Origin of the sequence: Yersinia aldovae 670-83, assembly GCF_000834395.1 — a bacterium.
Lineage (GTDB): Bacteria > Pseudomonadota > Gammaproteobacteria > Enterobacterales > Enterobacteriaceae > Yersinia > Yersinia aldovae.
In genome coordinates this window covers 4,264,374-4,285,505 of record NZ_CP009781.1, presented here as the reverse complement: position 1 = coordinate 4,285,505, position 21,132 = coordinate 4,264,374, and the positions used below count along the sequence as shown (strand labels likewise).

The window sequence follows — 21,132 nt, the reverse complement described above, 5'->3', positions numbered from 1 at the left end:
TCAGTCTGTGGCTGGTTTGGCACGCCCATCCATTCACCCACCAGGTAATCTCTGCCATAATGCCATACTTATTTGAATGACAGCCCCGCACCCACGACACCTTTTACTGCGGTGCCCCAGACCTCGGAGTCCAGCATGGATCACTGTAATACCTCGGATTTACTCTCTCTGGAACAAGCACTGAGCAAAATGCTGTCACAGGTCACACCATTACAAGCAACCGAAGTGGTCGCATTGACGCAAGCTGCGAGCCGTATCACCGCCTGCGCAATTATCTCCCCGATTGCCGTCCCGCCGTTTGCGAACTCAGCTATGGATGGTTACGCCGTTCGCTGTAATGAGCTTAGCAGTGGAATGCCATTACCGGTGGCGGGAAAAGCCTTTGCCGGTGCGCCGTTTAAAGATGCATGGCCAGCCAATAGCTGTATTCGAATAATGACCGGTGCTCCAATTCCTCCTGGGGCCGATGCCGTTATCATGCAAGAGCAAGCCGTTATTAGTGAGCAAGGTGTTACCTTTAATGGTAATGCGCGTATCGGGCAAAATATCCGGCTGGCAGGTGAAGATATCGAACAAAATGCAGCCGTTTTCCCCGCAGGCGTTAAATTAGGTGCCGCGCAACTCCCGCTGTTAGCATCATTGGGGATTGCTGAAGTCAGCGTATTCCGCGCTCTAAAAGTAGCCATTTTCTCAACCGGTGATGAGTTACAGCCGGTCGGTCAACCGCTAGCTGAGGGGCAGATTTACGACACTAATCGTTTTGCTGTCAGATTGATGCTGCAACAGTTAGGCTGCCAAATTATTGATTTAGGTGTTATCCATGATGATCAAGACGCCCTGCGCCACGCGTTTCAGCAAGCAGATGCCACAGCAGACCTGGTCATCAGTAGCGGTGGTGTGTCAGTCGGTGAAGCGGATTACACCAAACAGATGTTGGAAGAGCTAGGCGATATCGCTTTTTGGAAATTAGCCATCAAACCCGGTAAACCCTTTGCTTTTGGCAAACTGGATAATGCCTGGTTCTGTGGCTTACCGGGTAATCCGGTGTCTGCCGCGCTGACATTCTATCAATTGGTGCAACCTCTGGTGGCAAAACTCTCAGGTCACTCACAATGGCAGCCACCGTTGCGCCTGAAAGCCAAAACTACCACCGCCTTGAAGAAATCGCCGGGACGTTTAGATTTTCAGCGCGGAATTTTCTCTACCACCCCACAAGGTGAATTGGAAGTACGCACCACCGGCCATCAAGGTTCTCACGTATTTAGCTCATTTAGTCAGGGAAATTGTTTTATCGTCCTTGAACGTGAACGCGGTTCAGTCGCTGTTGGCGAGCCGGTTGAAATAGAACTGTTTAATGGCTTATTGAGTTAATAAATTGCTGGGAGACAGATATGTTGCCTGAACTTTCCGATGCTGAAACCCTGCGTTACAATCGGCAAATTGTCTTGCGCGGTTTCGATTTTGACGGGCAAGAAAAACTCAAAGCAGCCAGAGTATTGATCGTAGGCTTAGGCGGCCTTGGCTGTGCGGCAGCGCAATATCTGGCTGCCGCAGGCGTGGGCCACCTTACGCTACTGGATTTTGATACCGTTTCTCTTTCTAACTTACAACGGCAAATTCTGCATCACGATGATCGTATCGGGCTGCCAAAAGTCGCTTCAGCGGCACTAGCACTAGCAGAAATCAATCCCCACCTGACACTTAATACCCTTGATTCTCAGTTAGATGACGAAAAACTCTCCGCCGTTATCGCAGAACACCAGGCCGTGTTGGATTGTACCGACAATGTTATCAGCCGCGAGCAACTCAACCGCCTTTGCTATGCACAGCAAAAGCCACTGGTTTCCGGTGCAGCAATCCGCATGGAGGGGCAAGTGAGTGTGTTTACTTATCAGGAAAATCAGCCCTGTTATCGCTGCCTGAGCCGGTTATTTGGCAGCAATGCCTTAACCTGTGTTGAAGCTGGCGTGATGGCCCCGCTGGTTGGGATTATTGGTAATTTACAAGCGATGGAAGCGATAAAACTGCTGGCGAACTATGGTCAGGTAATCGCTGGGCGCTTGTTGATGTATGACGCCATGACCGCTGAATTTCGTAGCCTGAAGCTGGCAAAAGATCCCCAGTGTGAAGTTTGCAGCAACAGTAAGGTTGCTGATATACCTATTTTATAGCACCGAGACAACTGGGCCAGTTCGCGTTCTGGCAACTGGCATCACCACGGCCCACTCGGTATATTCCCGGCTCATCAACGTTGTTATCGCTCTGCGGGAGGGAGTGTTAGAAATTCTGTGTCATTCCAGTAATATGCAATCAAAAAGGAATGACACATGTCCCAACCCTTCGATTTCGACAAAGCGCTTAAGGCACTCCAGTCCGGTCAGGCATTAACCGGGAAAGATGGCATCTTAACGCCATTAATCAAACAGTTAACCGAAGCTGCATTAGCTGCTGAACTCGATTCGCATCTGACTCAGGACGTTGAAGCCAACCGTAAAAACGGCTCAGGCAAAAAGACCGTTAAAACACCCACTGGCAGCTTTGAACTGGCCACGCTCCGCGATCGCAATGGTACTTTTGAACCTCAGTTGGTGAAGAAGCACCAGACCACACTTTCCGATGAGATCGAGCGCAAGATCATCCGTATGTTCGCACTTGGCATGAGCTACAAAGATATCAGCCAGGAAATTGAGGATTTATATGCTTTCAGCGTGTCCAGTGCCACCATCAGCGCGGTCACCGATAAAGTTATTCCTGAGCTGAAACAGTGGCAACAACGCCCGCTGGAAGCGGTATACCCCTTCGTCTGGTTGGATGCTATCCACTATAAAATCCGCGAAGACGGGCGTTATCAGAGCAAAGCGGTCTACACTGTTCTCGCCCTGAATCTGGAAGGCAAAAAAGAGATACTGGGCCTGTATCTGTCTGAAAGTGAAGGCGCTAATTTCTGGCTGTCGGTACTGACCGACCTACAAAATCGTGGTGTGAACGATATTCTGATTGCCTGTGTGGATGGTCTGACAGGGTTCCCGGAAGCGATAAACAGCATTTACCCCGATACAGAAGTTCAGTTGTGCGTCATCCACCAGATCCGTAACTCGATAAAATATGTCGCATCGAAGCATCACAAGGTGTTTATGGCTGATTTAAAGCCAGTTTATCGTGCGGTATCAAAAGAGGCAGCGGAAATCGCACTGGACGAACTGGAAGAAAAATGGGGCCAACAATATCCAGTGGTACTTCAGTCGTGGCGGAGAAAATGGGCCAATCTGTCGTGTTACTTCCGATATCCGGCAACGATCCGCAAGGTCATTTACACGACAAACGCCATTGAATCGGTGCATCGGCAGTTCAGAAAACTAACAAAAACGAAAGACGCGTTCCCGAATGAAAACAGTCTGTTGAAATTACTGTATCTGGGATTAATGAATGCGCAGGAAAAATGGACAATGCCGATCCAGAGCTGGAATTTGACATTGTCCCAGTTGGCGATTTATTTTGAAGGCCGCCTCGATAAAGTGATTACGTTGTAATGATTTTTTAACGTGACACAGAATTATGAACGCTCTCCTGCGGGAGGCTAATAGCCTCCCTTATTTTTTGGATTCCGATATTTTAAGGCTTATCTATTACTTCTCTTTCTTAAGGAATAAGGGCGTAAGTGATACCAACAACCCTTATTTTCCATTAATTACCATTACCTTTTTCGACTTTTCTTTGTTCCGTCTTAGTCAAATAGTGAGTTAATAATTGATGTACTAATATGTTTTCCTCGTAAATTATTTTCTTAACTTAATTCAATCTTCATTTATTCATGGTGGAGTTGAATGCTATCCGGAGTTAGCTTTATGTTGCCCCCTGTTTTACGTACTACACCTATTGCTTTGAGCCTATTATTGGCACTGGGCTTCTCTTCCACATTATCCGCCTCCGTTGCAGATATTCCGACCAACATGTCAATTCAGCAAACTGAAATTGCAAATAGCAATAGTACATCTGAAGCATCGAGACAAATTCATCTGACTCAAAAGGGTTCTCCGTATTACTTTAATACACAACAAAAGCGTCAATTCCTTACACATCCAACGCAATCCAGCGGTTTTTGGGCAAGTAAAGGTGACAGTCTGCGCATTGAGTACCAACATCAGGGGGAAGATATTGATACGTTGCCTGAGCTGTGGATTGTGCCGGTTAATAAAGGTCAGCAAAAGGACTTTGATCGCCAGGTCGTTAAACTACAGCAAGGCATCAATGAGATTGAGGTTCAGAATACTGGCCCCATTTATTTTACAGCAACGAATCAACCCGGTAGCAGTGAGATTACAGTTAATCTGCTAGAGGGCGGCAAGCCAATGCCTCGCTTTATTCTGGATGAAAATACTGTTGAAGACTGGCGGCAACAGTTGGCACAATTTGGTGATGCTCCTTTTGCCGAACTGGTGGGCAAACGCATGATTCTCACCATGCCGCTCGAAGATATGCGTGATAAAGCGAGCGATCCTAAAGGTGTATTGGTGTTGTGGGATCGTATTGTCGACCTCGCAGAAAAACAGTTCGGCCTCAGTAACGAGAGGGCTTTCCCCCATCGCGCAACGCCTTTCCAATACCAGTTTGTCAGCAAGCCAGATAGTACGGGCGGCTATATGTCAGCATCCAATTACTGGCTGGGTTCCAACACTGGCGGTATTGCAGAAGTCATTAATCCCCAAAAATTACAAAGTGATGGCTGGGGACCGTGGCATGAATTGGGCCACCACTATCAAATGCCAGCATGGACTTTTGATAATGATACTGAAACCACGGTAAACCTGACCTCTTTGTATGTTCAGCGAGCGCTGGGAGAAACCTCACGTCTTGAAGCTGAATCACGCTGGGATGCTATCACCGCCTTTTTAAATGAAAGAAGCAAAAACTATGAAGATGGCGACGGATTTGTCCGTTTGGGTATGTTTTGGCAACTGGATTTAGCATTCGGCAAGGACTTCTACCAACGCCTTGGTGATCGTTATCGCACACTTCCGCCAGCAGAATGGCCAAAGAATAACGATGAGAAAAAACAGCGTTTCCTGCTCGAAACCAGCCGAGTTTCTGGTATTAATCTGAAAGCCTTTTTCCATAAATGGGGAATAAAACCGACAAAAGAAACCAGCGCCCAATTAAAGGCAATGAATTTATCTGATTTAAGGACACCTATTTGGGAAAATAGAGACAGTAATGTTGTCCATAGTTACCCGTTAACCCAGCAAAATATTACCGGCGATGTACGAGTGCCTGACACAGTCAATGCGGGGGATATATTCAGCGTATCTGTAGAGGTGACGAATCGCAATGTATCAGCCTTGACCTACCAATGGGATATTCCAAAGGGCATTGACGTTATTGCGGATAATGGCAAAGAAATTACCCTGCGAGCACCACGTAACGTATTACAAAATGCCATGCTGTCCATTCCGGTTACTGTAACGGATAGCAATAATATGGCCATGAGACTGGCCAGTTCGACGCAATTGAAAACCAGTGGTGAAAATAGTTCGCCCCGCGAAGCCTACAATGAACTGATCAAACAGCGCTACCAAGTAGGGGGCGATTTTAATCACTGGAGTGAAGCATCCCGTCAAGGTATCCCAGGTACATTCTATCTATACGATAATCACTACACTGGTACTCGAGATTATTTCCGTTTAAAAACAAAATCATATTGGTATTTCCCTAGTAATCAAACCAGCAATTCATATTGGGAATACTTGGAAAGTTACGATGGCACTCAATATCTAAGCGGTGAAATTATTGAGGAAGCCACGCCAGAAACGGTAGAAAAACCAGTGCAGTGCAGTGTACCATCCTGGCAGCAGAAAGTTTATAACGGACCAACTACTATCAGTAAAGACGGGCGTGTTTACACCAACAAGTGGTGGGTATCCGCCGCAACCGTACCAGGTGATGCCGCAGTAACTGACACCACCAGTAACGGCACCGATGGGAGTAAGGTTTGGAAAGACGATGGAATATGCGATACCACGCTTGAAGATGAGCTGAAAATCCAGTCAAAACCTGTCGCTGCGCAACAGTGTAGCGCGCCATCCTGGCAGCAGAAAGTCTATAGCGCCCCGACGACAGTCAGTAAAGATGGGCGAGTTTATATCAACAAGTGGTGGGTCTCTGCTGAGACTATACCCGGTGATAACGCAGTAACCGACACCACAGGCAACGGCACCGGCTGGAATAAGGTCTGGGAGGATAAAGGAGCCTGCTAAGTACGGCTGAGAAGACATAACAGATAAAGGCAGGGGGAAATCCTGCCTTTAAAAAACTGAGCTGATGCTATCGATGCATCAGCTTTTTATTAAAAATCAATTCAATCAACAACTCATCCGTTTATTACGACTGAATACCCTGGCTACGCAGGTAATCTTCATAATTACCGGTAAAGTCGACTAACTTGTTCGGTGTCATTTCAATCACTCGGGTTGCCAAGGAACTGACAAACTCACGGTCATGGGAAACGAAGATCAACGTGCCTTCGTACATTTCCAATGCCATGTTAAGAGCTTCAATCGATTCCATATCCAAATGGTTGGTTGGCTCATCCATTACCATAATGTTAGGGCGCTGCATCATCAGCTTACCAAACAGCATCCGGCCTTTCTCACCACCAGAAAGTACTTTAACTTTCTTCTTGATATCATCCTGGCTAAACAGCAAACGGCCCAGCACACTGCGCACAGCCTGCTCGTCGTCTTTTTCCTGTTTCCACTGGCTCATCCAGTCAAATACTGTCAGGTCAATTTCAAAATCGCTGGCGTGATCCTGTGCGTAGTAACCGATCTTACTGTTTTCAGACCATTTCACGGTGCCAGAATCCGGCTCGTAATCCCCTACCAGAGTTTTCAGCAAAGTCGATTTACCGATACCATTTGGCCCGAGGATAGCCACTTTCTCACCCACTTCCAGGCGCAGATCCAGTTTTTTAAACAGCGGGCCGTTATCAAAACCTTTGGTCAATAGTTCAACTTCCAGCGCATTACGGAATAGTTTTTTATCCTGATCAAAACGGATAAACGGGTTCTGACGGCTGGACGCTTTCACTTCATCAAGCTGAATTTTATCAATCTGACGGGCGCGTGAAGTCGCCTGCTTGGATTTAGAGGCGTTAGCACTAAAGCGGCTGACGAAAGATTGCAGCTCTGAGATCTGGGCTTTTTTCTTCGCGTTATCAGACAGCAGACGATCACGCGCTTGAGTCGCTGCCGTCATGTATTCGTCATAGTTACCCGGATAAACACGCAATTCGCCATAATCCAGATCCGCCATATGCGTACACACCATATTGAGGAAGTGACGGTCATGGGAAATAATGATCATGGTGCTGCTACGTTCATTCAGCACTTGCTCCAACCAGCGGATAGTATCGATATCCAGGTTGTTGGTTGGTTCGTCGAGTAATAAAATTTCCGGGTCTGAAAACAGGGCCTGCGCCAACAATACACGCAATTTAAAGCCGGGAGCGATTTCGCTCATCAAACCATAGTGTTGTTCAACCGGAATACCGACACCGAGCAGCAATTCACCAGCACGGGCTTCTGCGCTGTACCCATCCATTTCACCGTAGGCAACTTCCAGATCAGCCACTTTATAGCCGTCGGCTTCGCTCATTTCAGCCATCGCGTAGATGCGGTCGCGCTCTTCTTTCACTTCCCACAGTTCGCCGTGACCCATAATAACGGTATCCAGCACTGTGTTGTTTTCAAAGGCGAATTGGTCCTGACGTAACTTACCCAGACGCTCATTCGGATCGAGGAATACGTTACCGCCGCTTGGCACCAGGTCACCACCAAGGATTTTCATGAAGGTGGATTTACCACAACCATTAGCGCCGATCAGGCCATAGCGATTACCGCCACCGAATTTTACTGAAATGTTTTCAAACAGCGGCTTGCTGCCGAATTGCATGGTGATATTGTTAGTACTTAGCACAGCGCTCGCTCTCGATTGGATTACTGAATAGGGATATTCAAGAATATTAGAAAATGTGATTCGGCGCGCATTATGCCACAAGATGGCGAGAGTATCGCCCTCAGTTTTGCACGAAATCTCACCAAGCGGGTAAATACCGGGGCTAGTGGCTATTAAGGTAATGCCAGATACCGATAAAAGGGGCGATATAGCCCCTCAAGTTGATAACGTTATCTGTGTTATCACTGCGCAATACAGTGCAGTGCGCTGCATTTATCCAATAGGAAAGGCCGCAGATAACCCACGGTATTCGACATCGGTAATACCTCTTCACTGAGACAAATATTTAATACGTTACGGATATAGTCGCGCCGCTGTTGAATCCGTTGCCATACTTCGGGGTACTCAGTGGCCAGTTGGTGGCGAAGCTGTTGATCAGCTAATGCAATACCATCCTCGGCACTCACCCCCGCATAACCTTTCACCGAGGGAATAATATCGATTTGGAATATCATCCCGCTGTTAATCTTCTCTTCGGAGCCACTGTAGATAGGCGAACATAGCCACTCTTCATCCGCCACCAGATGGCCTGGATTTAACGACCAATGGTATTGCGATTTTGGGAATACAGACTCAACCAATGCATACATCTCTTTGCCAGACATACCGATTCGGATATTTTCCAGCCAGGCCACGACGGCGGTGTAATAAGGTATCGCGACTTTATCGAGATAATCCTTTTCCGCTGCTGGCAACTCCTCTGCCTGATGGACTGCATAGCCGGTTCTACTGCTTAAGCCGCCTTTAAACCCAGTCGTCAGTGATATTTTATCGCCCTGTTGTACAACCTTATCGCCAGGATACAAATTAGCCTGCTCAAAACGATTACCGGTGGCCGCAATCATGACAACACTAGTGGGTTGCCCTTCTCCCGCCAAATAACTGCCAAGCTGTTTTTCTGTTTTGCCAATATCTACTGCGGCCAAGGCATTGAGGATACAATTGGAGGCTAAATTGGCTCCGTATTCATAATGTGCCAGTTCATTGGCATTATTGGTCATTCTGGCAGCGTTGTCGCAACCAATAAATACGTTTGTCGCATTAATAACCGCTGTTGTGGGTAAAACGGCCTGCTTGATAGCATCCAAAATAAAATGAGGTATATCAAATAGTTGATCGTTACCCTCTAACTTACTGGTAAATAGTTTCCAACCTGCCACACCCACTTTATTAGCTTGCCCAATACCTGTTTCTGCTAATAATTCTGGCAAGGTTTTGCTATTTTCCATCGGTTGGTTAGACAGGGAAAAATAGGGCACATGAATCGCAGTATTATTGATCCTTGCATGTTGAGACAATTTTAAATTTTCATTACCCAACAATAAATAGACGGCCCCTGAAACATGCAGCACCATTACGGCCTCTTCGAATCGGGGGATAAATCCAGTTAGATACTCAAAATTACCACCATGCTCTTTATCGGCATAAACCAATAGGTAATCGATATCGTCACGGAGCATATTATTGATTATTTTTTCTTTGCGAAAAGTGATGGTTTTATCACTCAGTGGAACACAGCAAGCAGTATTAAAGCCCATTGGTGCCACAACCGAGTTCAGTGTTACACGGCGTTTAGCTATCATCTTTTCCATAATAATTATTTCCCTGGTTAATCAGTTTAAAGCCACTTGGCATCACGGGTAAAAGAGATTGTTAGCCAGCGATGAGGCCCAGACTCACCAATTTCTTTAGCGATCTCATCACGTATCTTGTCGAAATAACTCACGCCACGGGTCTCCATTTCCGGTGGAATAACCACATGAATCTCTATAAATAGTCCTCGCCCCATGCGGGTGGCATAGTGGGAATAATCGATAAATTTATATTTTGCCATTAACCGCTCCATTAGCGTTTCAATGGCATTATCCAGTCTATCCGGCGTCATCTGTAACACTTCGCGCACAGCTGCAATCACCGTTTTAATCGGAACAGGTATTAATATCAGTGTTAATAGCGCCAGAACACTAGGATCGGTATAAACAATCAGGTGTTCATACCGGGTGCCCTCCAAACTCCAGGAGATCAGAAACGCCACTAATAAGGCTGCGCTGATGCAGGCTGACATCAACCAGCTTTTGGTATCCAGTGCAATCAACTCAGATTTAACCCGCTTATTTAAACGACGTTGTTTTAAAAAGAGAGTGAAACAGAAAATACTGACAACTAATGCATACACAATCGCCCAGCCCAACTCCAGTTCGCGCCCCCCCTCAAAAATACCTTTGATCGCATTAACAAATGCGTAAAGGCAGAGAAAGGCCAGCAAACTGCCGTTGAAAGCCAATACTAACGGCTCAACATGCCAGAAACCATATTGAAAACGCCGGCTGTGAGGCTGCCCGAGTAATCGTGAAACCAGCAGAGATAAACTGCACATTCCAGCATCCAGTGCAGAGAACATTCCATCGAAAATAATCGACATTGAACCACATACGATACCGAAGACTATCCCCATTGATGCAATAAATAGCGTACAAAAAATTGAACGCCTTAGGATTTGCTGCTCAAGCTTGGTGTCATGCAGCATGGGTGGAACCGACTCACTGAGTATCGTCATGATTACACCTATTTTTATTACAACCCATTGTTTTTAATTACAATCCACCTTGACAAGTGAATCACAATTAGAACAGTGAAGATAAATCAGAGCTGATAATAGTTTGTCATATAATTCTAGTTTTACAAATAAATAGCACAATAAGTCCTTAGCCATATCCTGTGTTAATCTATTGTTTTCACTTATTTAAAATATGATGTTTTTGTCATCAATGATATTATATCGCCTACTACACTTTGGTATATTAATTTAGTCTGTCATTTTCATCTTTATCTTAAGGCTATTTCCTGAAAGTTCCTTATACTTAATTTTAGTAATGGCGTTATTTAAGCATCGCCGTATAAACCATTAGCCAATGGCTAAACTACCGAAAAGTACTATTCGTAAAAACGTTATTTCTGCATAAGGTTATCTTTATATAACGCTATTTTTACATCAAGATAGTATCCGTAACTGCAAGTATGCTGAGGATGATATGGCGAAGAAATTTAATATTTTGCTGGTACATGGCGCTTGGGCTGATGGCTCGCAATGGCGTCATATCATTCCTGATTTACATGCCCAGGGCCACCGGGTTATTGCGATCCAAAATCCCTTAACATCGCTGGCATACGATGTAGAACGTGCTATAAAGATTACCGCTGCGTTATATGGCCCTACACTTTTAGTCGGTCACTCCTATGGTGGCATGGTGATTACACAGGTCGGCCACCTACAGAATGTAGTCGGCATGGTTTATCTTTCGGCCTTTGCCCCCGATGCCGGTGAAAGTTTGTCCAGTACTTTCGCATTACGTAAACCGCCCATTGGCGCAGCTTCTATTCGCCCTGATGATAATGGTTTTCTGTGGATTGATACTGACAAGTACCATGAAAATATGTGTCATGACATCGATAAAAACGAAGCATTGGTCATGGCGTTGACACAAAAACCGCTCGCCGCCCGTGTGTTTACAGATAAGTCAGCTCAACCGGCTTGGCGGATTAAACCTTGTTGGTATCAGATATCGACAGAAGACCGAATGTTGCCGGTCGAGACACAACGCGAATTAGCAGAACGAATTCAGGCACAAAAAGTTGTTGAATTGCCTTCGAGTCACCTTGCCTTAGTCTCCCACCCTCAGCAGGTACTCGCACTGATTGACGATGCGATAAAAACGGTCGGATGATGCGTATAATTGTGACAAACGCGGGCAAAGCAATATACCCGCGCAATAATATCATCAGTAACTCACACCAAACCCGACATAGTCTGGATCAGGGTTCATCCAATCATCATTAGTGCAATGGCGGGTGCGATGGCATGATAATGCCCGCTGTGCGCTGGTTCGCTGATCGCCATAAACACTGAATTTTGCTTTGCGAGGTTCTGAGTTGCCTTGCTCAGGAAACCATGTGCCACCGCATCCGGTTAGCAGTAATGCCAGCAACCCTATTGTGCCGTACCTCATTAATTACTCCCTGTTATTAATTAAATCAGGTGAGCAATAATAATGAAATCAATTATCATTATCAACAATGAAATAGCACAAAACTCTGCAACTGCCTGCTTATGCCGCAAACGACAGACGAAAAAAATCCGCACGAAGGCGGATTTTTATCAGACACAGCATATCACTGTTGAGGGTGAATGCTGATGAGCACAGGTTATACTTAGAAAGTATAACCTACGCCAGCAACCCAAGTACCAATATCAACATTGCGGATACGGCTCTGTTCGTAAGAGACGTCCAGTGCAACATTTTGCATTGGGTTGAACTGTAAACCTGCGCCGTAGGTGAAACCATAGTCGCTGGTGCTGTTTTTGTCGCTAGCATAAGTTGGGTAGTTCTGGCTGAAACGACCGTGACCCACACCTACCAGGCCATAAATGCTAGCCCAGTCATTGATACGGTAAGCTGGACCTGCGGTGATAGAGTTGTACTGTGCTTTGTTGTAAACAGTTGAACTATCGCCGAAGCTGCTTTTTTCAGTGTGAGTGAAAGAAGTGATGTAACCCAGTTGAGAATCACTCCACTCGTAACGGTACTTCAGGTTGAAACCAGAAGATTTGTTAGCAACACCTTGGTAGTCGCTCTGGGCATAACCACCAGAAACGGTGCTTTGACCGGCAAAAGCTGAACCTGCGGACACTGCTAATACACAAGCTGCCACTGCTGAAAGACATGTAATTTTTTTCATAACCACCTCGAAAAACGCAAATTTTAGAGTGAAACAAAAACACCATGTAATTATAACAATAAACAGCGGGAAACTCTGCCCGCTAATGGTTGTCTAATCATTTATTTGGTGTAACAAACAGTTTCAAGCATCTTCTATGTTACTAATACTTCAGATATTTTGGTGCATTATACCTCTTATTGTGACATACATCACTAAGAGTCATTCCAGATAATTCTTAATTTAACAGTGCAAATAAACACCAATCACAGAATAAAAAAACAACAATAATAAATTTTTACGCTCTTTTTTTCTTTTTTTTCCGCATTGATGATTTTTAAACACTCCGCTGACATTTCATTTACACTAGCAAAAACGGGTTCGTCTACTTTTCTTTGAGGCTCAAAAGGATGTCTTTGTCTCCTTCATCCAAAAATACACTCCCATTGCTCCCTATTTTGTTGCTGGTGATCGCCATGATCTCAATACAAAGTGGAGCATCACTGGCAAAAAGCCTATTCCCATTGGTTGGCGCGCAAGGAATTACCTCGTTGCGTCTGGGAATTGGCACTCTTATTCTATTTATTATCTTCAAACCCTGGCGAATGCGATTTGCTGCGGGGAGTCGTTTGCCCCTGCTCGTCTATGGGGTTGCGTTAGGTGGCATGAATTTTCTGTTTTATCTGTCATTGAAAACCGTGCCACTGGGTATTGCTGTTGCATTGGAGTTTACCGGCCCGTTGGCGGTCGCTATGTTCTCCTCCCGTCGCGCGGTGGATTTTATCTGGGTAGGGCTGGCGATTCTGGGGTTATGGTTCCTGCTGCCTCTGGGACATAGCGTCGATACTATTGACTTGTTTGGTGCAGCTTGTGCATTAGGAGCCGGTGCCTGCTGGGCAATCTATATTGTTTCAGGGCAAAAGGCCGGTGGCGATCACGGCCCTGGAACTGTTGCGATCGGTTCGTTGATTGCCGCACTTATTTTCTGCCCGATTGGTGTCGTCTATAACGGCATGGCGCTGTTCGATCCGGCAATATTGCCTATTGCGCTGGCGGTAGCAATATTGTCTACAGCCCTCCCCTACTCGCTGGAGATGGTCGCTCTGACCCGCCTTCCTGCCCGTACATTTGGCACATTAATGAGTTTGGAGCCTGCTTTAGCGGCTGTTTCAGGGCTGGTTTTCTTAAATGAGCATCTGACGATGGTGCAATGGTTGGCGCTGGCATCAATTATCTGCGCATCCATCGGTGCCACCCTGACCATCAAACCCAAGCCACAGTTAGAGCAAATCACCGAATAAAAGGGGAGTTGTCATGGACGTCAGAACCGCCACATCAGCAGACTTTGCCGCAATATGGCCACTATTTCAGGCCATAATTGGTCATGGTGATACCTATGTTTTCACCCCAGACACACCCAAACAGGATGCCTACGATTACTGGTTTGGTACAGGGGTTCGTTGCTGGGTTGCATTGCATGAGGGGCAAGTGGTTGGCATTTATAAATTGATCGATAATCAGCGCGGACTCGGTAGTCACGTTGCGAATGCATCATTTATGGTGGATAGCAAAGTACGCGGTTTGGGTATTGGCAAGGCTCTCGGGATACATTGTATTGAGCAGGCAACAGCACTCGGTTATCGGGCTATTCAATTTAATTTTGTTGTCAGCACCAATACCTTGGCGGTCACATTGTGGCAAAAACTCGGTTTCGACATTATCGCCACTTTGCCAAAAGCCTTTAATCATAGTCAGTTGGGCTACGTTGATGCTTACGTGATGCACCGTTCACTGGAGCAACGTTAGCGTTGATATTGCATTTACACTTTCCTGATGCCCAGTTGGTGGGCGTTGATGCCGATTTGCTGTCCTCCCATGTTAATCAGATAGATACTTGGCGCACCATCTATTACCACCGAATGTTCTTATCAGCGGCGATTGCCGACTGTCTGCGCGCCACTCCCGACACCTCACAGCAGGATTTCCTGCAAGATTATCTGGCTCGCATTGATACAGCAGCCCGCAACAAGCCGATGTCCGCCGCTTACTGGGGTTGCCACGTTTATTTATTGTCGCCCAGGCCCGATAATAACCGCGTCGGCAGTGCTGGTGAGATTCATTCTCCAGCTCATTCCTATAAATAATATGCTCGCCAAACAGCCCACCTAATAAACTCTCTATTTAATATATTACTTACTTTCTATGTCATTCCACCAGTACGGTGACAAGTCATTAATTAATAATGACTTCCCCCATCGCTACATATAAATCAGCGTTATGTAACAGCTCACCCCCCTATTTAAATAATAAGAAACATAAAAATCACAGTGATAGCCTTTATCGATTAGACCTTGGGATAAAATCCGCGTTATTCTCAAAGCGAAACATTAAATTACATTTAAAAATAACTGTCGTTGTCGACGATTTAATTGATAGGCCGAATCTAACCTGCAAAATAGAATATCTTTGTTATACTTATTGCGGTGAAGAAATTGGTAATCAACTCAATAAAGGGATACCTATTATGAGTACAGCAAAACTGGTGAAAGCTAAATCCTCCGAACTCCTCTATACGCGTAATAATGTTGATGAACATACTAAAGAGCTTACGATTAAGCTATTAAACCAGATGGTTATCCAGTTTATCGATCTGTCGCTTATCACTAAGCAGGCTCACTGGAACATGCGTGGTGCTAACTTCATCGCGGTTCACGAAATGCTGGATGGCTTCCGCACTGCCCTCACCGATCATCTGGATACCTTTGCAGAACGCGCAGTGCAATTAGGTGGCGTGGCACTGGGTACTGCACAACTCGTTACAGATAAAACACCACTGAAGAGCTATCCAACTCACATTCAAAAGGTGCAAGATCACCTAAAAGAGTTGGCAGACAGATATGGTGTGGTGGCGAACTGTGTGCGTAAGGCCATAACAGAAGTCAAGGATGAGGATAGCGCAGACATGTTCACTGCCGCATCGCGTGATCTGGATAAATTCCTGTGGTTCCTTGAAGCAAATATTGAGTAATCACGCGCATTAGATGCATTATTATTACGCAACAGGGCCGGTATTCCGGCCCTGTTTACGGAGGCCATATGGCAAGCGGATGGGCAGGTGACGGCGCAGTGCAGGATCAAATTGACTCCACCCTTGATGATGCCGTGCAACGCGCTCGCCAGGCACTCGGTAAAGGTGACAGTGAAATGTATTGCCTTGAGTGTGGACAAGCTATTCCCGCAGCGCGGCGCAAAGCCCTCGCCGGAGTTAAGTATTGCCTGACCTGCCAAAATGAATTAGATAAACATCAGGCTAACCATGCCGGATATAACCGCCGTGGTAGTAAAGATAGCCAACTCAGATAACCCCCAGCGTCTAAACCCTTATCACCCCCTTTTCAAACAAAATAAGAGATAGTTAACAATATTGTTATATAAATGTTAGCTATTGATTGCATATTATTTACTTCCTAGTTAATAATAAACAAATAATGGATTAGTTGCACCAAAATGATATTAACGCACCGTTTTGGTGAGTCATATTGGTGCAAATGGTGTCAGCTAAGTAATTGCACGCTAATCACTTAGTAAAATATCGTTATTTTTAAATAACTTGCATTTCTGGCACGATCTTTTCATATTGCACTCTGAAATATAAAAAACGGATCTCCATGCTCAAAGTAATTGGCGTTGTAGCCAGACCGACCAGAAAATCCCAATAGACTGATTTAGTTCAGAAAATAGGGTGTCAAATCTGTCTGAAGCAAATTTTCACGCTGCTTGCAGCGGCCTCCTGAAAGTGAGGCCTGTTTTCGGGCCGAGTAACAGGAACCGCCAGCACTGCTGCGACACCATGTACCAAGGGTAATCCACAAAAGCATAAAGGAACTCCCACTTATGAAGTCACTTGTCAAAGTTTCATTGGCCGCACTTACGCTGGCCTTTGCCGTTAACACCTACGCCGCAGAAAAAGAACTGATCGTCGCTACAGATACCGCTTTCGTTCCTTTTGAATTCAAACAGGGGGATAAATATGTCGGTTTTGATATCGATTTGTGGGATGCCATCGCGAAAAAACTCGATCTGAAATATACCCTGAAACCAATGGACTTCAGCGGTATCATTCCTGCGCTACAAACCAAAAATGTTGACCTGGCATTGGCTGGGATCACTATCACCGACGAGCGTAAAAAAGCTGTCGACTTCTCTGATGGCTATTACAACAGCGGCCTGCTGGTGATGGTCAAAGCGAATAATAACGACATCAAAAGCGAAGCTGACTTGAAAGGCAAAGTGCTGGCAGTGAAAAGCGGCACCGGTTCGGTCGATTACGCGAAAGCCAACATCAAAACCAAGGATCTGCGCCAATTCCCGAATATCGATAACGCCTATCTTGAGTTAGGTACGGGCAACGCTGATGCGGTGCTACATGACACACCAAACATCCTTTACTTCATTAAAACTGCCGGTAATGGCCAGTTCAAAGCGGTGGGTGAACCCATTAAAGCTCAGCAGTATGGTGTCGCATTCCCACAAGGCAGTGACCTGCGTGAAAAAGTTAACGCCGCGCTGAAATCCCTGAAAGAAGACGGCACTTACGCTGTAATTTATAAAAAATGGTTCGGTGTAGAACCTAAGTAATTCTTTTTTTTAAAATTTTTATACTCTAACTAATTCGAGTTGCAGGAAGGCGGCAAGCGAATAAGCCCCGATGAGTTGACACCTGTCAATGATTCGGGTCTATGAAAGCGGCCAACACATGCAGTTCGAAGTCTGACGAGTATAGACCAGGAGAATATCCATGCAGTTTGAATGGAGCGCTATTTGGCCCGCCATCCCAATCCTGCTTGAAGGTGCCAAGTTAACCCTGTGGATTTCGGTCCTGGGGTTGCTTGGCGGCCTGATTATTGGGGTTGTAGCAGGTTTTGCCCGCGCTTACGGCGGTTGGCTGAGTAGAAATATCGCATTAGTTTTTATCGAATTGATCCGTGGCACGCCAATTGTGGTCCAGGTGATGTTTATCTACTTTGCGCTGCCAATGATGATGCCAATGCGCATCGATCCCTTAACCGCAGCGATCGTCACCATCATGATTAACTCCGGTGCCTACATTGCGGAAATTACCCGTGGTGCGGTGCTGTCAATCCATAATGGGTTCCGTGAAGCGGGTCTGGCGCTGGGTTTGTCCAAACGCGATACCTTACGTTATGTGATTGCACCGCTGGCACTACGCCGTATGCTGCCACCGTTAGGTAACCAATGGATCGTCAGCATCAAAGATACTTCATTGTTTATCGTCATCGGCGTCGCTGAACTGACTCGTCAGGGGCAGGAAATTATTGCCGGGAACTTCCGCGCGATGGAAATATGGAGTGCGGTGGCGGTTATTTACCTGATTATCACGCTGGCGCTGAGCTTCGTTCTGCGTCGGTTAGAAAGAAAGCTGAAAATAATATGATTGAATTCAAAAACGTCTCCAAACACTTTGGTAAAACCCAGGTGCTCCACGACATCAATCTGAATATCACCAAGGGAGAAGTGGTGGTGATTATTGGTCCATCCGGCTCGGGGAAATCTACCCTGCTGCGTTGTATCAATAAACTGGAAGTCATTACCAGCGGTCAGTTGATTGTCGATGGCCTGGATGTCAATGACCCCAAAGTGGATGAACGCCTGATTCGTCAGGAAGCGGGCATGGTGTTCCAGCAGTTTTACCTGTTCCCGCATCTTACCGCACTGGAAAATGTCGCTTTCGGCCCAATACGGGTTCGCGGCGCATCCAAAGAAGCCGCTAATAAGCAGGCTCTCGCGTTGTTGGCTAAGGTCGGTTTGGAAGATCGTGCCCATCATTATCCGTCAGAGTTGTCTGGTGGCCAGCAGCAGCGTGTGGCTATCGCCCGCGCACTGGCGGTTAAACCCAAGCTAATGCTGTTTGATGAGCCAACCTCGGCGCTGGACCCAGAGTTGCGTCATGAAGTCTTGACCGTAATGAAAGATTTGGCGGAAGAAGGCATGACAATGGTCATCGTGACGCACGAAGTGGGTTTCGCGCAGAAAGTGGCATCACGCCTGATCTTTATTGATAAAGGCCGGGTGGCGCAGGACGGTGATCCGGATACTCTCATCACCCATCCACCAAGTGATCGTTTACGGGAATTCTTGCAACACGTTTCCTGATAAGCCATTTGGCATTACGTGAAAAAAGGCGGGTATCTTCAATGACACCCGCCTTTTTCATGCAATTTGCGGTAACTGACACTGCTTATATCACTGTTTGCTGATTCTTAATCTGAGTAAAAATCGCTATCAGCGCCATAATATTACCAGCGCTCTGCGGCCCAGGCGGCTTGCTGCTCTGGCGTCAGGAATGTCCAGGCAACGAAACGGCTGACCTTTTGCCCTTGCGCCATATCAATGGTGCGCACCTCAACAGCGTTCGCGTAACGTAGTGCATGATAAATCGCTGGCAAGGTGGTTTTTTTGGAAATCAGTGAGGTAAACCAGAAGCAGTTCTGCCCCTTAGCAACACTCTCCACAACCATGCGCTTGACGAACCCTTCCTCGCCACCGTCACACCATAACTCACTGTTTTTGCCCCCAAAATTCTGCACAGGCTTGGCGGCAACATCGCCTTTACCCAGTTTGTGCAGTTTACGGCGGGTCGTTGCGGCCGCTTCTTCGGCAGAGGCGTGGAACGGCGGGTTGCACAGCGTAGCATCATAGCGTTCATTAGGTAGCCAGACACCGTCGAAAATGGCTTGTGGATCTTTTTGCTGCCGCAGGCGTAACGCATTCCTCAAGGTAGGATTCATTGATACCACCATTTTTGCCGCGCTGACAGCTTGTGGATCAATCTCAGTACCGGTGAAACGCCAGCCATATTCACGCTGACCAATAATCGGGTAAATACAGTTAGCGCCGACACCAATATCCAGCAGCGCAATATTTTTACCCTGCGGGATCACGCCAGCATTACTGCTCGCCAGTAAATCGGCCAGATGATGCAGATAATCGGCACGACCAGGGATCGGTGGACACAGAAAATCAGCAGGAATATCCCAATGCTCGATACCATAGAAGTGTTTCAACAATGCCCGATTAAGCATTTTTACTGCCAGAGGATCAGAAAAATCGATAGAAATATCCCCGTAGGCGGTCGGTGCCAGGAAAGAAACCAACTCTGGGCAACTAACTGAAAGTACATCAAAATCATAGCGCGAACGATGCCGATTTCGTGGATGTAATCCGCTTTTTTCTTTTGGGAATATTTTTTTGTTTTCCATCGTACTGACTCTCTGATAAGCATTTTCTGGCGCGTAAGATAGCATAAATCACTGCAAAGCGGGTGAATGGCCATTTCCATCAAAATGAAGTAAGCCGATCTGTTGCAGCCCTTGCCCGACATTCTCCGCCCGCCCTACTGCCACCAGACAACACGCAACCTGCTTTAAAATTGCCTCAGGGATCAGTTGCTTGCCAGCCAAACAGGATTCGATCCAACGAGCCGTGATGGCGGCATCTCGCGACGGGGGGAGTTCAGCTTCGTTTGGCTCGATTTGACGCTCCAACAAGATACTCTGCTCACCATCATTGATACGATGAATTGGTGGACAACGTAATGGGTTGGCGTAAACCTCCCCTTCAGTACCTTGTTGCAACAAGGCTGGCGCATTGATAGCCTGGAAAAAACCACCCACTTTCTGCATATATTCGGGATGAGAAACACTGGCTAACCGGAGCGCGTTATCGTGAATAAACGGTGTTGCCAGTTTTGCCAGCGTATGGCTACTGTTTCTCACCCCCATACGCCAGCGTTGCTGCAATTGCTGGTCAAGTTGAGACGACAATGCGGCTACGGGAACAAAAACCGGCAAACCATGATCTAGCCGCTGTTGAGCCTCTTGTGCATTAAGCGACCACGGCATGTTCAACTGCTGGAAAATCTCAGCACTGGTAACGCGGCTACTGTCTTCTGTCACACCGTGCACAACCACGGGTAACCCCATACGTGATAGCAGCAGCGCCAACAACGGGGTCAGATTAGCTTGTTTGCGCGCACCATTATAACTGGGGATAACCACCGGTAACGGGCGGCCCTGTGGTGCACGTAATGACATCACCTGCTCTTGCATCGCCTGATAGAAACCCAGTATTTCCTGATCGGACTCACCTTTAATACGAAAAGCGATTAGGATAGCGCCCAATTCCAGCGCCGGAACCCGTCCTGCTAACATCGCTTTATACAGTTCATAGGCAGTGGACTGATCCAGATCACGCGCGTGGTTCTTACCGCGTCCAATTTCTTTGATAATCTTGCTGTAATCCATGATCTGGTATTTCTCCTGCCAGGATCGGTTAAATATAAATCAGGTTAAATATTGCCGAAATTTTATCATTTATAGTGATGGT

Annotated in this window: 20 protein-coding genes; 13 read left to right on the top strand and 7 right to left on the bottom strand. The window is 46.4% G+C overall.

Annotated features, from left to right (window positions below):
- The first annotated feature begins 135 nt into the window (after positions 1–135).
- The 4 genes from moeA to AT01_RS19275 all read left to right on the top strand — a co-directional run bounded on the left by moeA (position 136) and on the right by AT01_RS19275 (position 6,251).
- Positions 136–1,371, top strand: a complete 1,236-nt coding sequence (moeA, locus tag AT01_RS19290) for a molybdopterin molybdotransferase MoeA (RefSeq protein ID WP_042548295.1) — start codon at positions 136–138, stop codon at positions 1,369–1,371.
- Between the two features lie 20 nt (positions 1,372–1,391).
- The gene (gene moeB / locus AT01_RS19285; RefSeq protein ID WP_042548294.1) at positions 1,392–2,171 is read left to right on the top strand and encodes a molybdopterin-synthase adenylyltransferase MoeB; all 780 of its coding nucleotides are present in this window, start codon (positions 1,392–1,394) and stop codon (positions 2,169–2,171) included.
- Between the two features lie 156 nt (positions 2,172–2,327).
- A complete protein-coding gene (locus tag AT01_RS19280) occupies positions 2,328–3,530 on the top strand; it encodes an IS256 family transposase (protein WP_042548293.1) in 1,203 nt (400 codons plus the stop codon).
- A 315-nt stretch (positions 3,531–3,845) separates the two neighbouring features.
- Positions 3,846–6,251 carry a M60 family metallopeptidase gene (locus AT01_RS19275; protein WP_042548292.1) on the top strand — a complete coding sequence of 802 codons (2,406 nt, stop codon included), beginning with the start codon at positions 3,846–3,848 and terminating at the stop codon, positions 6,249–6,251.
- Between the two features lie 124 nt (positions 6,252–6,375).
- On the opposite strand, the gene AT01_RS19270 is transcribed toward AT01_RS19275, so the two are convergent.
- From AT01_RS19270 to AT01_RS19260, 3 genes are all read right to left on the bottom strand, one after another.
- Positions 6,376–7,971, bottom strand: coding sequence for an ABC-F family ATPase (locus tag AT01_RS19270; RefSeq protein ID WP_071841554.1), 1,596 nt, complete (start codon positions 7,969–7,971; stop codon positions 6,376–6,378).
- Between the two features lie 221 nt (positions 7,972–8,192).
- Complete coding sequence (locus AT01_RS19265; protein WP_235427322.1) at positions 8,193–9,548, bottom strand: M24 family metallopeptidase; 1,356 nt, start codon at positions 9,546–9,548, stop codon at positions 8,193–8,195.
- Between the two features lie 80 nt (positions 9,549–9,628).
- A complete protein-coding gene (locus AT01_RS19260) occupies positions 9,629–10,567 on the bottom strand; it encodes a cation diffusion facilitator family transporter (RefSeq protein ID WP_042548290.1) in 939 nt (312 codons plus the stop codon).
- A gap of 475 nt (positions 10,568–11,042) precedes the next feature.
- Here AT01_RS19260 and AT01_RS19255 point away from each other — a divergent pair, with 475 nt between their 5' ends.
- Positions 11,043–11,735 carry an alpha/beta fold hydrolase gene (locus AT01_RS19255; RefSeq protein WP_042548289.1) on the top strand — a complete coding sequence of 231 codons (693 nt, stop codon included), beginning with the start codon at positions 11,043–11,045 and terminating at the stop codon, positions 11,733–11,735.
- Positions 11,736–11,789: 54 nt separating this feature from the next.
- Here the strand turns inward: AT01_RS19255 and AT01_RS19250 are convergent, their stop codons facing one another.
- Both AT01_RS19250 and ompX read right to left on the bottom strand, forming a co-directional pair.
- Positions 11,790–12,017 (bottom strand): hypothetical protein, encoded by a 228-nt coding sequence (locus tag AT01_RS19250; RefSeq protein ID WP_042548288.1) that lies wholly within the window; start codon positions 12,015–12,017, stop codon positions 11,790–11,792.
- A 202-nt stretch (positions 12,018–12,219) separates the two neighbouring features.
- Positions 12,220–12,747: an outer membrane protein OmpX gene (ompX, locus tag AT01_RS19245; protein ID WP_042548287.1), complete on the bottom strand. Its 528-nt coding sequence runs from the start codon at positions 12,745–12,747 to the stop codon at positions 12,220–12,222.
- A gap of 389 nt (positions 12,748–13,136) precedes the next feature.
- Here ompX and rhtA point away from each other — a divergent pair, with 389 nt between their 5' ends.
- The 8 genes from rhtA (at position 13,137) to glnQ (ending at position 18,900) form a co-directional block, all read left to right on the top strand.
- Positions 13,137–14,027, top strand: a complete 891-nt coding sequence (gene rhtA / locus AT01_RS19240) for a threonine/homoserine exporter RhtA (protein WP_042548286.1) — start codon at positions 13,137–13,139, stop codon at positions 14,025–14,027.
- Between the two features lie 13 nt (positions 14,028–14,040).
- On the top strand, positions 14,041–14,532 hold the full coding sequence (locus AT01_RS19235) for a GNAT family N-acetyltransferase (RefSeq protein WP_042548285.1): 492 nt from the start codon (positions 14,041–14,043) through the stop codon (positions 14,530–14,532).
- A gap of 2 nt (positions 14,533–14,534) precedes the next feature.
- Entirely contained in the window at positions 14,535–14,870 is a 336-nt protein-coding gene (locus tag AT01_RS19230; protein WP_042548284.1) for a hypothetical protein, read from the top strand.
- Between the two features lie 380 nt (positions 14,871–15,250).
- Positions 15,251–15,754 carry a DNA starvation/stationary phase protection protein Dps gene (gene dps, locus AT01_RS19225; protein WP_042548283.1) on the top strand — a complete coding sequence of 168 codons (504 nt, stop codon included), beginning with the start codon at positions 15,251–15,253 and terminating at the stop codon, positions 15,752–15,754.
- A gap of 68 nt (positions 15,755–15,822) precedes the next feature.
- Entirely contained in the window at positions 15,823–16,089 is a 267-nt protein-coding gene (locus AT01_RS19220) for a DksA/TraR family C4-type zinc finger protein (protein ID WP_004699466.1), read from the top strand.
- Positions 16,090–16,620: 531 nt separating this feature from the next.
- The gene (gene glnH, locus AT01_RS19215; RefSeq protein WP_042548282.1) at positions 16,621–17,364 is read left to right on the top strand and encodes a glutamine ABC transporter substrate-binding protein GlnH; all 744 of its coding nucleotides are present in this window, start codon (positions 16,621–16,623) and stop codon (positions 17,362–17,364) included.
- 160 nt (positions 17,365–17,524) lie between these two features.
- Positions 17,525–18,181, top strand: a complete 657-nt coding sequence (glnP, locus tag AT01_RS19210; RefSeq protein WP_004699468.1) for a glutamine ABC transporter permease GlnP — start codon at positions 17,525–17,527, stop codon at positions 18,179–18,181.
- On the top strand, positions 18,178–18,900 hold the full coding sequence (glnQ, locus tag AT01_RS19205) for a glutamine ABC transporter ATP-binding protein GlnQ (RefSeq protein ID WP_042548281.1): 723 nt from the start codon (positions 18,178–18,180) through the stop codon (positions 18,898–18,900). Before glnP ends, glnQ begins: the two co-directional genes overlap by 4 nt.
- Before the next feature lie 143 nt (positions 18,901–19,043).
- Here the strand turns inward: glnQ and rlmF are convergent, their stop codons facing one another.
- On the bottom strand, positions 19,044–20,006 hold the full coding sequence (gene rlmF, locus AT01_RS19200) for a 23S rRNA (adenine(1618)-N(6))-methyltransferase RlmF (protein ID WP_167335178.1): 963 nt from the start codon (positions 20,004–20,006) through the stop codon (positions 19,044–19,046).
- A gap of 48 nt (positions 20,007–20,054) precedes the next feature.
- A complete protein-coding gene (gene ybiB, locus AT01_RS19195; protein ID WP_042548279.1) occupies positions 20,055–21,050 on the bottom strand; it encodes a DNA-binding protein YbiB in 996 nt (331 codons plus the stop codon).
- Positions 21,051–21,132 lie beyond the last annotated feature (82 nt).

Coding starts and splice junctions, on each gene's coding strand:
- moeA (WP_042548295.1), top strand. CDS start 136: ATGGATCACTGTAATACCTCGGATTTACTCTCTCTGGAACAAGCACTG.
- moeB (WP_042548294.1), top strand. CDS start 1,392: ATGTTGCCTGAACTTTCCGATGCTGAAACCCTGCGTTACAATCGGCAA.
- AT01_RS19280 (WP_042548293.1), top strand. CDS start 2,328: ATGTCCCAACCCTTCGATTTCGACAAAGCGCTTAAGGCACTCCAGTCC.
- AT01_RS19275 (WP_042548292.1), top strand. CDS start 3,846: ATGTTGCCCCCTGTTTTACGTACTACACCTATTGCTTTGAGCCTATTA.
- AT01_RS19265 (WP_235427322.1), bottom strand. CDS start 9,548: ATGGGCTTTAATACTGCTTGCTGTGTTCCACTGAGTGATAAAACCATC.
- AT01_RS19260 (WP_042548290.1), bottom strand. CDS start 10,567: ATGACGATACTCAGTGAGTCGGTTCCACCCATGCTGCATGACACCAAG.
- AT01_RS19255 (WP_042548289.1), top strand. CDS start 11,043: ATGGCGAAGAAATTTAATATTTTGCTGGTACATGGCGCTTGGGCTGAT.
- AT01_RS19250 (WP_042548288.1), bottom strand. CDS start 12,017: ATGAGGTACGGCACAATAGGGTTGCTGGCATTACTGCTAACCGGATGC.
- ompX (WP_042548287.1), bottom strand. CDS start 12,747: ATGAAAAAAATTACATGTCTTTCAGCAGTGGCAGCTTGTGTATTAGCA.
- rhtA (WP_042548286.1), top strand. CDS start 13,137: ATGTCTTTGTCTCCTTCATCCAAAAATACACTCCCATTGCTCCCTATT.
- AT01_RS19235 (WP_042548285.1), top strand. CDS start 14,041: ATGGACGTCAGAACCGCCACATCAGCAGACTTTGCCGCAATATGGCCA.
- dps (WP_042548283.1), top strand. CDS start 15,251: ATGAGTACAGCAAAACTGGTGAAAGCTAAATCCTCCGAACTCCTCTAT.
- AT01_RS19220 (WP_004699466.1), top strand. CDS start 15,823: ATGGCAAGCGGATGGGCAGGTGACGGCGCAGTGCAGGATCAAATTGAC.
- glnH (WP_042548282.1), top strand. CDS start 16,621: ATGAAGTCACTTGTCAAAGTTTCATTGGCCGCACTTACGCTGGCCTTT.
- glnP (WP_004699468.1), top strand. CDS start 17,525: ATGCAGTTTGAATGGAGCGCTATTTGGCCCGCCATCCCAATCCTGCTT.
- glnQ (WP_042548281.1), top strand. CDS start 18,178: ATGATTGAATTCAAAAACGTCTCCAAACACTTTGGTAAAACCCAGGTG.
- rlmF (WP_167335178.1), bottom strand. CDS start 20,006: ATGGAAAACAAAAAAATATTCCCAAAAGAAAAAAGCGGATTACATCCA.
- ybiB (WP_042548279.1), bottom strand. CDS start 21,050: ATGGATTACAGCAAGATTATCAAAGAAATTGGACGCGGTAAGAACCAC.